The organism is Ampullimonas aquatilis, from assembly GCF_049675895.1.
GTDB classification, from domain to species: Bacteria; Pseudomonadota; Gammaproteobacteria; order Burkholderiales; family Burkholderiaceae_D; genus Ampullimonas; species Ampullimonas aquatilis.
Map to the genome: position 1 here is coordinate 1,592,997 of NZ_CP183834.1, position 13,105 is coordinate 1,606,101.

Below are 13,105 nucleotides of genomic sequence, written 5' to 3' on the forward strand. Positions count from 1 at the left end.
AGATGATTTCGGGGCGCTTATTACAGGATTGCTATCCTGAAAAACTGTTAGGCACAGGTGCCAGCACCCAATTAGCCAATAAACCGGTACGGGTAATAGTGGGTAGGGCGATGATCGGACTGTCAATATCAGCTTTGGCGCTGGTATTGTCCGGTTGCGGTGGCAGTGGTGGTAGCAGCAGTAGTGCTTCGGACGTACCCACTGCGACAGGTGTTGCCGGTCCAGGCAGTACCGAAGCTCAGGCTGCTGCGGCTGAACCAGATCAGCCAACCAGTTCCGAGGATGCCATACGGATGCTCAGTCAGGCCAGTTTTGGCCCGACCGAAAGCACCATCGCTCAGGTGCAAAAGCAGGGTCCTAAAAAATATGTATTGGGGCAATTTGCGGAAGCACCATCCTTGTATGTTTCCGGCGGTGATGACCAGATCAATACGCATATCGGCGACTTCTGCAAGGATCTCAATATTGGTGACAATTGTTGGCGTGATTATTATTCCGCTCAGCCCATGTCCTGGGATTTTTATCATAATGGCTTAAAGGGCACTGATCAGCTACGTCAGCGCATGGCTTTTGCGCTGAGCCAGATATTTGTGGTTTCCAATCATGAAGTATCCGGTACCTATGGTTTGCGTGACTATCACCAAATGTTGCTCAATTCAGCTTTTGGCAATATGCGCGACTTGCTTAAAAAAGTGGCGTTGCATCCAGTGATGGGTGTGTACCTCAATAACGTCAATAATGATAAATCCGATCCGAATGAAAACTTTGCACGTGAGTTGATGCAACTGTTTTCCATTGGTGTGTGTGAGCTCAATAACGACGGCACGTTGAAGAGTGGTGCCTGTCAGGCTACTTACGATAATGCGATGGTACGTGAATACGCTTATGCACTGACTGGTTGGACTTATCCAGAAGGTGGGCAAGGCCAATGGCGCTCAAAGTGGTTTAACTACACCTATCTGAAAGGTCAGATGGTGAGCAAGGTGGCCGGACATGACACGGCTGAGCATAAATTGCTCAGTGGCGTCGTGGTGCCTGGTGGTGTGACAGCCGATGCGGCTATCGACAAGGTGATAGACAGTCTGTTCAATCATCCCAATATTGCACCATTCATGGCGCAGCGCTTGATCCAGTTTTTGGTGACTAGTAACCCAAGCCCGGCTTATGTGGCACGGGTTAGTGCGGCATTCAATAGTGGTGTGTCGGCTGATGGCGGAATTGGTAGTGGCGCACGTGGTGACATGAAAGCAGTCATTGCGCAAATTTTGCTCGATAAGGAGGTTCGTGGCGATACGCCAACTGATCCCAACTTTGGCAAGCTGCGTGAGCCAGTGTTGTATCACCTTGGTTTTTTACGGGCGATGAATGGCACCACCGATGGTGATCCGTTTTACTGGTTGGGCACTGGGGTAGGACAGCAGGTATTTAATTCACCTTCAGTATTTAATTTTTATGCGCCCGATTATCCATTGCCGGGTGTTGCTGGCAAGTTGGGGCCGCAGTTTGGGTTGGAAAATGAAAACACCACGCTGGCACGGATGAACTTTTTTAATAGTTATGTGTATTGTTATAACAGCAATCTGGCTAATGATTGGTGCCCCAAAGCAAGCGATACCCCTCCTTTGGGTGCGACGGCCACAGGCACCCGTGCCAACCTGGGTAGTTTTGAAATCTACGCCGATGACCCGGCGGTGTTAGTGGACAAAATCATTCAAGTCTCGGGTACTACCGGTATGCCAGGTAGCGATCGCCAGTTGATCATTGATGCGGTCAATGCCTGGACCATTGCCAATGCCAAAAACACTTACAAGACCGAGCGCGTCAAGACCGCTGCTTACATGGTCTTTGCATCCCCGTATTACGCCATTCAACGTTGAGGTAGGCCATGAATCGTCGAACATTTTTGCAACAGGGGCTCGCGCTCGGTGCCTTGTCCAGCATGAATCTGCTGAGCGTTGGAGAAGCGCAGGCGCAGGCCAGCGGTTATCGTGCGCTGGTTTGTATTTTTCTGTTTGGTGGCAATGATGGCAATAACACCATTCTGCCTTTGGATAGCACTGGTTGGAACAACTATAGCAATGTGCGGGGCAGCAGCCCGGTTGGTTTGAATCGCGCCGATATTGTGCAACTGGATGCCAATTTTGGTTTGCATCCTTCATTAGCGGCACTCAAATCGGTGTGGGATGATGGTGGCTTGACTGGTGTTTTAAATGTTGGCCCGCTTGCCGAGCCGCTCACAAAAAATGATTATCTCAATGCCAAGAGTCTGGGCAAGGTGATACCGGAAAGTCTGTTTTCTCATTCGGATCAACAAGCCCAATGGGAAAATGGTACGGCCAGCGTGGTAGAGCGGACCGGTTGGGGTGGTCGTACGGCGATGCAGACCAGCGGTAGCCAGGTCATGTCTTTGGGTGGTAATAATCACTTTTCTCTCAGCGCCTTGAGTGGTCCATTGGTCTTGCCTGGCCCGGGCGGCAGTCTGGGGCTGGAAGGCTATTATGGTTATCAGAATGCCTTGCGCAAAAGTAATCTGGCGACCATCATCAACAATGCCAATAGCGGTGCTAATCTGATGTTGAAGTCCTTTACCAATATTCAGAATAACGCTTTATCAAAAGGTGCGCAGTTGACGCCGATTTTGCAAACCCGCCCAACCCAGGGCGGTAATAGTGAAATTGACGCAGCCTTTGCCCCGGTGATTTCTGGTACCTCACTGAAGAGCGATCTGGCTGGCCAGTTGTATCAGATTGCCAAGTTGATTAAAAATCGTGGTGGTGCCAGTCAGCAAATTTTCTTTGCCTCATTGGGTGGCTTTGATACGCATGACAATCAGCCGGAACGTCAGTCAGCCTTGCTGCAAACTTTGGGTGATGCCATGGCCGCGTTTTATAACGCCACCAAGGCTTTGGGCGTAGCGCAAAATGTCACGGCATTTACCGAGGCCGATTTTGGACGCACGCTCAAACCCAACTCAAGTAGTGGTACTGACCATGCCTGGGGCAATCATCAGTTTGTGATGGGTGGTGCGGTACAAAACCAGCAGATGGTGGGTACCTTGCCGGAACTGGTTTTGGGTGGGGCTGACGATGTGGGTAAAGATAGTTGGGAATTGCATGGTCGCTGGATTCCCAGGATTTCTGTCAGTCAGATGGGGGCGACCCTGGCTAAATGGTATGGTCTGAACGATACGCAACTGGCTCAGGTGTTTCCAAGTCTGGTCAAGTTTCCGGTCAAGGATCTGGGCTTTATGGTCTAGCGTTGTTTGTATACTATAAGGGGGTATAAAAAATACCCCTTTATTTACGCACTATATAGCTTAATTATCAACTATACATATCAGTAGTATGCCATTTTTCAAGCTATTTTCCGTTTAAATGGCATCAAGCAGCAACCTTCATTTTTGTTGAGAAATTCAACAAAACAGGGCATCAGGCCTGTTCCAACTGCTCCAATGTCTCTTGCAATTCCAACCAGCGCATTTCCAGCGTTTCCAACTCTGCCTGCTTGTTGCTTTGTTCCTTGATGGCTTCGGTCAGTTTGGCTTTATTGGCATCGCTATAACTGCTTTCATCAGCCAGATAGCTGGTGAGCTCGACCAGACGAGCTTGCAGATTTTGTAAATTGGTTTCGACTTTTTTCAATTCATTGAGCAAAGGCTTTTTTTGTGCCGACAAAGCCTGGCGGGCTTGCGCCGCTTCTTTGCGATCCAGTTTGCGCAAATTGCCTGAGGCATCATTGCTAGCTGGATTAGTGACAGCGCCATTGTTGGTGGTAGCGGGCGCAGAAATTTGCACCTGCTGTGCCTGAGTGCGGGCGTTGAGCCATTCACGGTAATCATCCAGATCACCATCAAATGGTTTGACCTGGCCATCGGCCACCAGCCAGAACTCATCGCAGGTAGCACGCAAGAGCGCGCGATCATGCGATACCAGGAGCATCGTGCCTTCAAATTGAGCCAGTGCCAGCGTCAACGCTTCACGGAGTTCCAGATCAAGGTGATTGGTTGGCTCATCAAGCAGCAGCAAATTGGGTTTGAGCCAGACCGTTAAAGCCAAAGCCAGTCGGGCTTTTTCACCACCTGAAAAGGGTTCAATGGCTTGTGTGGCCATGTCACCGGCAAATTTAAAGCGGCCCAAAAAGTCGCGTAATTCTTGTTCGCGCGTATCCGGTGCGAGGCGTGCCAAATGTTGTAGGGCTGAATCATCAGGGCGCAGCGTTTCAAGTTGATGCTGGGCAAAATAACCAATGGCCAAACCTTTGCCCAGTGTGACCTCACCACTCAAAGGGGCAATTTCCTGAGCCAAGGTTTTGATGAGCGTTGATTTGCCCTGACCATTGGCACCCAGCAAACCAATCCGCTGACCTTGCTGCAGTGATTGAGAAATGTGCTGCAAGATGACAATCTGCTTATTGGCAGTATCGTCGGTAACTTGCTGAACCTGATAACCACAGTTCACGGTATCCAAACGCAGCAAGGGATTGGGTGCGGCATTGGCTTCGGCAAAGCTGAAGGTGAAGGCGGTTTCATCGCGCACAGCGGCAATCTTTTCCATGCGTTCCAATGCCTTGACCCGACTTTGCGCCTGTTTGGCCTTGGTGGCCTTGGCCTTGAAACGATCAATAAAACTTTGCAAATGCGCCACTTGCTGTTGTTGCTTGGCATAGGCCGCGGCGGCTTGTTCGCGTTGGGTGGCGCGTTGCACTTCAAACGAGGAATAATCGCCGGTATAGAGTTTGAGCTGGGCGTCTTCAATATGCACAATGGCGGTACAGATTGCATCCAGAAATTCCCGGTCATGGGAGATCACAATCAGCGTACCGGTATAGCGCTTGAGCCAGTCTTCCAGCCAGACAATGGCATCCAGATCCAAGTGATTGGTGGGTTCATCGAGCAGCAGCAAGTCGGACGGGCACATCAGCGCTTGGGCCAAATTTAAGCGCATCCGCCAACCACCCGAAAAACTCGCCACTGGGCGCTCCAGAGCCGCCAGTGTAAAGCCCAGGCCGAGTAACAAAGCTGAAGCCCGTGAGCGGGCTGTATAACCATCGGCATCGGCATAATCAGCATGTAGATGCGCCAGTTCTTCACCGTGCTCATTGGCCGGATGCGCTTCCAGCTCGGCCATCCGTAAAGTCAGCTTATGCAAACGAGTATCACCCTGCAACACATAGTCGAGCGCGACCATATCCAATGCCGGGGTTTCCTGTGCCACATGGGCAACTTGCCAGGTTGGTGGAAAAGATAATTCACCACCATCGACTTGCAATTCATTGCGCAACAGGGCAAAGAGGCTGGATTTGCCCGCACCATTGGCACCGACCAGACCAACCCGTTGAGCTGGGTTGATGGTGACCGTTGCGCTGGACAAGAGCGTTTTAAGGCCACGCTGCAGCATGACCTGGGTGAGTTTAATCATGACCGGATGGTTTTTATAATCAAGACAAATCTGCGGCGTGTACCAGGAAGACCATATCATCACCGCCCGAGGTGGATAGCCAGGTCATGGGCAATTCCGGAAAGGCGGCTTCAACATGGGCACGTTCATGGCCCACTTCAATCACCAAAATACCTTTGCGGGTCAGCCGTGGTTTGGCTTCAGCAATGATGCGCCGGACAATGTCCATGCCATCTGCACCACCTTCCAGTGCCATTTGTGGTTCGTGGCGATACTCATCAGGCAGATTGAGCATGCTGTCAGAATTGACATAAGGCGGATTGCTGAAAATCAGATCAAATTTCCGTTTTGGTACTTTGGCATAGACATCGGAATGAATCAGTCGGATGCGTTCCAGTAATTGATAATTACGCACATTGATGTCGGCAACCTGCAAGGCCAGTTCGGATAAATCGGTCGCATTGATCAGTGCATTGGGAAAGGACTCTGCAGCCAGGATGGATAAACAGCCCGAGCCAGTACAAAGCTCAAGGACATGTTTAACGCCGAGTGGATCTTCAATCCATGGCGCAAATTGTTCGCGCAATAATTCGGCAATAAAGGAGCGTGGCACAATCACTCGCTCATCCACATAAAAACGGTAATTACCTAAAAATGCTTCATTGGTCAGATACGCCGCTGGCATATGTTCATCAGCGCGCCGATCAATCTGTTTGAGGACATGAGCGACTTCATCACTAAGCAGCTTGGCATCCAGAAATGGCTCAAGCTGATCAATCGGCAAATCCAGCGTTTTAAGGATTAGATAAACCGCTTCATCAAATGCATTGTCACTACCATGCCCAAAATGCAATTGGGACTGATTGAAACGGCTGACTGCATAACGCAGCAAGTCACGAATCGTGAGCAATTGCTTCAAGCGTTTATCTTTGGGCTTTTTACTGGTTTTATCGATGAGCGGGTTTTTCATATTTATTTGATGAGTCTTTCCAGAACACCACGATAGATGTTCTTGAGTGGATCAATGAATTCAATCTCAATGTGTTCATTGATTTTGTGAATGCTGGCGTTGGGCGGACCAAACTCGATCACTTGCGGGCATATTTGGGCAATAAAGCGGCCGTCGGAGGTTCCGCCCGTCGTTGAAAGTTCAGTTTCGAGTCCGGTTTCAGCCTGAATAGCAGCTGCCAATGCGGTTGAGAGATCGCCACGTTCGGTCAAAAAGGGTTTACCACTCACGCTCCATTGCAGATCATAGTCAAAGCCAAATTGATCAAGCAACGCATGAACACGTTGTTGCAGGCTTTCTACTGTATTTTCAGTTGAAAAACGAAAGTTGAAATCGATCACGACTTCACCCGGGATGATATTGCTGGCACCGGTGCCAGCATGAATATTGGAAATTTGCCAGGTGGTCGGGGGAAAAAATTCATTACCCTTGTCCCATTCAGTTTGTACCAGTTTGGCAAGTGCTGGTGCAGCCAGATGAATCGGATTGCTGGCCAGATGCGGATAGGCAATATGGCCTTGTACGCCTTTAACTGTCAATTTGCCAGACATGGAGCCACGCCGGCCATTTTTGACCATATCACCCAATAATTTGACTGAGGTTGGTTCACCCACGATGCAGTAGTCAAGCCGTTCATTGCGCGCTTTCAACAGCTCGCATATTTTGATGGTGCCATCGGTGGCCGGGCCTTCTTCGTCGCTGGTGATCAGATAGGCAATCGAGCCTGTATGTTGGGGATGTTGGCTGATAAATTCTTCGGTGGCCACAATGAATGCCGCCAGTGAAGTTTTCATATCCGCCGCACCACGTCCATACAAACGCCCATCCCGCAGGGTTGGCGTAAAGGGGGCCGAGTCCCACTGTTCCAATGGCCCGGTTGGCACGACATCGGTGTGACCGGCAAAGACCAGTAAAGAACCCGATGTACCTGCTGTTCCTGTTTTACGTGCCCAAAAGTTAGTCACACCATTGCTGATAACGGCTTCACAACTAAATCCAAGCGCCTGCAAACGTTGTTGCATCAGCTCCTGACAACCTTGATCTGCGGGCGTGACAGAGTCGCGGGCTATCAGGTCAAGTGTTAAAGCCAGGGTAGGAGAGGAAGCGCTATGTGGCATGATCGAAAGAGTTAATGAAGTAGCAAAAATAAGTAAGGACAAATTGTCCTGATAATCAAATATTGAAACTATTTTATTTTAAATGGCTTAATGCCATTCCTTGCACAAGTGATTGATCACTCTAAAAAGACAATCCCCGCCTGAGCGGGGATTGCTGGTACAAAACAGTTTAGAAATTAACGACCACGAAACCCGCTGTTACGTGGTGCACCGCCAAAATTGCCACGTGGCGCATCGCCACCAAAACCTGAGGAGCGGCGTGGTGCTTCTGAACGATTGCCTGGACGACCTTCACCGCGGTTAGCGCCATAACCTTCAGCACGATTGCCATCGACTGCAGCGCGTGGTGCGTCGGAACGGAAACCTTCGCTACGGCCAGCATAGCTACCACCGCCATTGCCAGCACCGTTGCCACGGTAACCACCGGGTTTTGCGCCAGGGTTAGATGGGCGACCGCCACCAAATGAGCCAGAGCCGGAACGGAAACCTGCACCGGAACGTGGACGGTTGCTGTCAGGACGTGCGCTACGCTTGGGTTCCAGACCTGGAATGACTTCCACTGGAATTTGCGTCTGTGTGAAACGCTCAATCTTTTTCACTTGGGCAGATTCGGAGTGATGTGCCAGGCTGATTGCCACGCCATCACGGCCAGCACGACCGGTACGACCAATTCGATGCACATAATCTTCAATCACGCGTGGCAAATCGTAATTGAATACGTGGGTAATGGTTGAAATATCAATACCGCGTGCGGCCACGTCGGTTGCAACCAGTACCTTGACACGACCTTGACGCAAGGCTGTCAAAGTACGGTTACGCGCACCTTGATGCATGTCGCCATGCAAGGCAGCCGTTGCAAAACCAGCATCGGCCAATTGGTCAGCAATGCTTTCGGAATCACGCTTGGTCGAAGTGAAAACAATCGCCTGGTTGATGGATGCATCACGCAGGCAATGTTCCAGCAAACGATTTTTATGGGACTGGTCATCAGCCATGTGAATGTGCTGGGCAATATTGGTTTGCTTGGATTGGGCACCAGTGATCTTGATCGTCTGGGCATTAGGCGCCAGTTTTTTGGCCAGCTGATCCATCATGCCATCCAGTGTTGCTGAAAACAGCAAAGTCTGACGCGTGGCTGGTGTGGCATTGGCAATCATCTCGATATCTTCCACAAAGCCCATGTCAAGCATACGGTCGGCTTCGTCAAGTACCAGAATTTCAAGTTTGGACAGATCAATTTTCTTGTTCTGGATGTGATCAATCAGACGACCCGGTGTTGCTACCAGAATTTCAGGGTTTTTGGACAACAATTGCAGCTGTTTAGGGTAGGGCATACCACCCAAAATGGAGACAGCACGCAGACGGCGCACGTTTTTACCGTATTTTTCGGCCGCATCGGTCACTTGCTGAGCCAGTTCACGAGTTGGTACCAATACCAGCATACGGGGTTCAGCACTGGTAAAACGAGGACGACGATCGCGGTCACCGCGCTCGCTACGACCTTGTGCAGGACGGGCTTCGGCAGCACCTTCTTTGACGCGTGGCTCACCTGGTTGCAGTGAAAAACGTGTCAGCGCTGGCAGCATGAATGCAGCAGTTTTACCTGAACCAGTTTTACTGGAAACGATCAGGTTACGGCCGGCCAATGCGGCAGGAATGGCCTGCGCCTGAACGGCAGTAGGTTCGGTATAACCCGACTCGGTCAAGGCTTTGGCAATGGCTTCGGGAATGCCCAATTGTACAAACGCATTAGGCGTGTTTGCTGCATCAGATGAAACAGTGGCTTCTTCAGCAAAAATGCGAGTAGCGAGGTTTTCTAAAGGTAGGGACGTGTTTGATACAGGAGAATCAGAGTTCTGAAACATGTATGACTTTCAAATATGACGTGCTTGCAATCTTGAATGAGAAGATGATTACAAGGCAGGCCGGTGAATAAAACGTTTGCGGCCTGCTGGTCACGAATGCATGACGCCAAATTTGCGCAATGCACGTTTGAAACTGGAGAAATCAAACTTCTAATGAAACTTTGAAACCAGTTAGATAGCTACTTTAAAACAGGTAACTACTCAGAGGAGGACGCTCAACAACTACAGTCTTAAACTGTTAGGCGCATTATATGCTATTGCAGTGCATCATGCAGCACTTATTTGATATTTGTTGTGTATTGCATGAGATGCGAAGCGGTTTTGTATCATCATTGTGCTTTAATTTCGCTGATGAAACGGGCAATCGATGTGTTTGAAAAGCCAGGCAGGCAGATTGTTAGCCAGTTGTATTAACGTGCAAATTCGTGTGATTTGATAAACCACACGGCTCAACTAATGACTAAGCACAGATGGTGATTGCGAGTGCGTCTTATCCACCGATATAACTGAATAGCGATAATTGCGACAACATGCTGTAAGACTTTTGGGCGGCCTGTAGCGCAACCGTCTGTTTGGTGAGGTCAACCGATGCTGCTGCATAATCCACGTCCGTAATAGCGGATAGACGAGCCGTATAGTTATAACCCGCATCTGTCTGCAAAGAGGTGAGTGAGTCGACTTCCTTGGAGCGGGCGCCAATGCGGGTACGGGCTGCGGAAACACTATCACTGGTCTGATCACTCAAATTGATCATATTGTTGAGCATGGTTTTCAGTTTGGCTTTATCGGCATCGGTACTGATGGGTTGACTCAACAAATTGGAGAGCTCGGTCAAGCCAGTGAAAATGTCTTTATTGGTGGCGGGTTTGACATCAAATACATCACCTGAAGCCGGGTTCCCGGTGATGGTCATTTCCATACCATCGATACTCAGAACCGAGCCACTGGCGTATGTGCCAGAGCTGACCGTGGTGCTGGTGGTGGTATTGACGATTTGATAACTATTGGCGCTGGTAAATTGCACTTGATAGTTATTGCCTGTCAGTAAAGAGGCATTGGCCACCCGACCGACCATGGCAACTGCGCTGCCGGTATTGGCTACGGCGGGTTGAATATCAAAAATACCATTGCCAGTCTTGGTGCGCATGAACAAATCAGCACCATTTTCATTTAACTGCATATTGCGATTGCCTGAAACCTGAACAGAACGCGAACCCTGATCGCCGTTATAGGCAACCCCACTCACTGTTTGTGAAAAAGGGGCAGTATTGTCAGCATTGCCACCAAACAAATAGAACCCGGCACCGTCGCGCGAGTTGGCCAACCCCATGAGATTGCCCAGTTTTTGCTGCAATTCCTGTGAAATTGAATTGCGTTCCGAGTTGCCATAAGTACTGTTGCCAGCCTGTACCAGCAAGCTGCGGATATCACTCATTGAATCAGTCATGGAACTGAGCACCGATTCAGATTGCGAGAGTTGGGATTGCGCAGCAGACAGATTATTTTTATATAGTCCGGTCAAGTCCAGAGACTGTTGTAATCGCAATGCCTGATCGGCACCAACTGGATCATCAGCCGGTGTCAGCAATTTTTTGCCAGATGACATCTGCTGTTGTACCTTGTACAGATTACTCTGCTGATCCGACATTGCCCTGGCGCTGGTGTCGTAATACTGTCTGGTGGAAATGCGCATAGTGATTACCTGCTCTCAGTTATTTCATCATGTTGATGACTTCATCAAACAGCTGCGAAGCTATCGAAATCATTTTGCCGGCAGCCTGATAGGCTTGTTGGTATCGAATCAGATTGGCAGCTTCTTCATCCAGATTGACACCTGATAAGGAGTCCCGCTGCGTCTGGGTCTGTTCCGACAAGGTGGCTTGCGCCTTGCTCGATGTTTCCATCTGACGGGTTGTGCCACCCACGGCTGTTACCATGGAACCAAAGGTATCCATCAGACTGCTATTGCCGTTATTGAATAGTTTTTGCGTTTGTAGGCCTGCCAGAGCCAGCACATTGCCACTATTGCCTGATGGGCTGCTGGTATGTGTGATATTGAACACATCATTTTTTGCCATGGCACCCGTGATATTGACTGACCAACCGTTCATGGAAATCTTGCCATCCGTAGGTAGGGTTGCCGCCGCACTGACGGTATCCAGCAAACCATCGCCATTGGCATCCACACCGGTACGAATCACATACTGAGTGCCCGAGGTAAATTGAATTTGTACTGGACTGCTATAGTCTGCACCGGATGGAATTGGCACAATCGGTGTGGCAGCAGAAATTTTTGCGGTACCGGTATTGCTTAATGCTGCTGAGCTGCTCACCGGTGATGCTGCTGCAATCTGAGTCGGGTCGTTAACAGCCAAAGACAAATCGCGTGTCGAATTGGCATAAGGTTGAATCAGGAAACTGTCACCCAGATTGGGGGTACCACCACTCAGCGTAAATTGAAGCCCGTCGACCGCGAGCGGGTAGCTCGCGGGTTGGGCACTCGCCATCTGCTTGCCATCGGATAGCCGGGTCACGTTATAGTTAGATCCGTCATAACTGAGACGGTAATCACTTGCGACAAGCTTCGAGTAATCGGACACCGACACACTGACAGAGGCAGTCGACGTATTGTCCATATTGCGCAGGACCTGGGGCTGAGCTTCGGTAAAGTAGCTGGTGCCAGCATTACCATTCAGATCCAGACCTGCTTTATGCTGCTCATTAAACGTATGAGCAAACGTGGCAGCAATTCTGCCTAATTCATTTTCAGCAGGGGTAAGACTTTTGTCACGAAACGTCATGGCACCAGTGATATTGCCCATGCCTAGGTCAGAAATACTGAATTTAGTCACAGTACTGCCATTGGACACACCGACTGCCAGACGTGCCGCATTTTCTGGATCAGGATAAGTGGTCAAATCAAAAGACTTGCTGCCGACCACCAAAGATTGGCCCGAACCCAAAAACAAATTGATTGAGCCATCATCCTGTTTGACGGTGGTAATGCCAATTTCCTTGGATAAATCGGACAACAGACCATCGCGTTTATCCAGCAGATCGTTAGGGGTTTGACTTTGCTGACCACTGGCTGTGGCCAGGGCAATCTGTTTATTCAAGTCGGCGATTTGGGTGGCATAGCCATTGATGTTTTGTACCGAATTTTTAATCTGGGTATTGGTCGCAGCTTCCAGTTCATCCATGCGTCCTTGCAATAAGGCAAAACGGTCAATCAAAGTTTGGCTGGATGACAACATGCTTTGGCGCGCCGAGGTGCTGCCAGGATTTTGGCTGACGTTATTCACACCGGAAAAAAAATCCGTCAGAGCCGGTTGTAAACCTGCCGAGCTATCTGAAAGTACATTATCAAGTTGGCTGACCGAGTTGTAATAGGTGTCGTAATAGCTGCCACGTGATTTGGATTCACGCACCTGGCTTTCCAGAAAGTCATCATAAGATCGGCGAATCGTGCTGATCTCGACGCCTTTACCCAAATAACCACCACCGGTAAATTGCGCAATCGCGGTCGTCTGAATTAGCGACTGACGGCTGTAGTTGGGTGTGTTGGCATTGCTGATGTTGTGCGAAGTCGTCTGCAAGCCAATATTGGCTGCATTCAACGCACTGATACCTAATGAAAGTATGGAAGAGGCCATGATGGGATCCCTGTTATCTATATCGGCTTACGGCCTGTGTTTGCCAAACTTGAGTGAAATATGT

The 13,105-nt window shown here is 49.6% G+C and carries 8 protein-coding genes; 2 read left to right on the plus strand and 6 right to left on the minus strand.

Annotated features, from left to right (window positions below):
• The first annotated feature begins 2 nt into the window (after positions 1–2).
• Positions 3–1,877 carry a DUF1800 domain-containing protein gene (locus tag ACMYR3_RS07360; RefSeq protein WP_424195966.1) on the plus strand — a complete coding sequence of 625 codons (1,875 nt, stop codon included), beginning with the start codon at positions 3–5 and terminating at the stop codon, positions 1,875–1,877.
• Positions 1,878–1,885: 8 nt separating this feature from the next.
• Positions 1,886–3,256: a DUF1501 domain-containing protein gene (locus tag ACMYR3_RS07365; protein WP_424195968.1), complete on the plus strand. Its 1,371-nt coding sequence runs from the start codon at positions 1,886–1,888 to the stop codon at positions 3,254–3,256.
• A 172-nt stretch (positions 3,257–3,428) separates the two neighbouring features.
• Here the strand turns inward: ACMYR3_RS07365 and abc-f are convergent, their stop codons facing one another.
• The 6 genes from abc-f to flgK all read right to left on the minus strand — a co-directional run bounded on the left by abc-f (position 3,429) and on the right by flgK (position 13,041).
• Positions 3,429–5,417: a ribosomal protection-like ABC-F family protein gene (gene abc-f, locus ACMYR3_RS07370; protein ID WP_424195970.1), complete on the minus strand. Its 1,989-nt coding sequence runs from the start codon at positions 5,415–5,417 to the stop codon at positions 3,429–3,431.
• A 19-nt stretch (positions 5,418–5,436) separates the two neighbouring features.
• Positions 5,437–6,366: a 50S ribosomal protein L3 N(5)-glutamine methyltransferase gene (gene prmB / locus ACMYR3_RS07375; protein WP_424195972.1), complete on the minus strand. Its 930-nt coding sequence runs from the start codon at positions 6,364–6,366 to the stop codon at positions 5,437–5,439.
• A 2-nt stretch (positions 6,367–6,368) separates the two neighbouring features.
• Positions 6,369–7,523, minus strand: coding sequence for a succinyl-diaminopimelate desuccinylase (dapE, locus tag ACMYR3_RS07380; RefSeq protein ID WP_424195974.1), 1,155 nt, complete (start codon positions 7,521–7,523; stop codon positions 6,369–6,371).
• A 176-nt stretch (positions 7,524–7,699) separates the two neighbouring features.
• On the minus strand, positions 7,700–9,388 hold the full coding sequence (locus tag ACMYR3_RS07385; RefSeq protein WP_424195976.1) for a DEAD/DEAH box helicase: 1,689 nt from the start codon (positions 9,386–9,388) through the stop codon (positions 7,700–7,702).
• Between the two features lie 490 nt (positions 9,389–9,878).
• Positions 9,879–11,081 (minus strand): flagellar hook-associated protein FlgL, encoded by a 1,203-nt coding sequence (gene flgL / locus ACMYR3_RS07390; RefSeq protein ID WP_424195978.1) that lies wholly within the window; start codon positions 11,079–11,081, stop codon positions 9,879–9,881.
• 19 nt (positions 11,082–11,100) lie between these two features.
• Positions 11,101–13,041, minus strand: a complete 1,941-nt coding sequence (gene flgK / locus ACMYR3_RS07395; RefSeq protein WP_424195980.1) for a flagellar hook-associated protein FlgK — start codon at positions 13,039–13,041, stop codon at positions 11,101–11,103.
• Positions 13,042–13,105 lie beyond the last annotated feature (64 nt).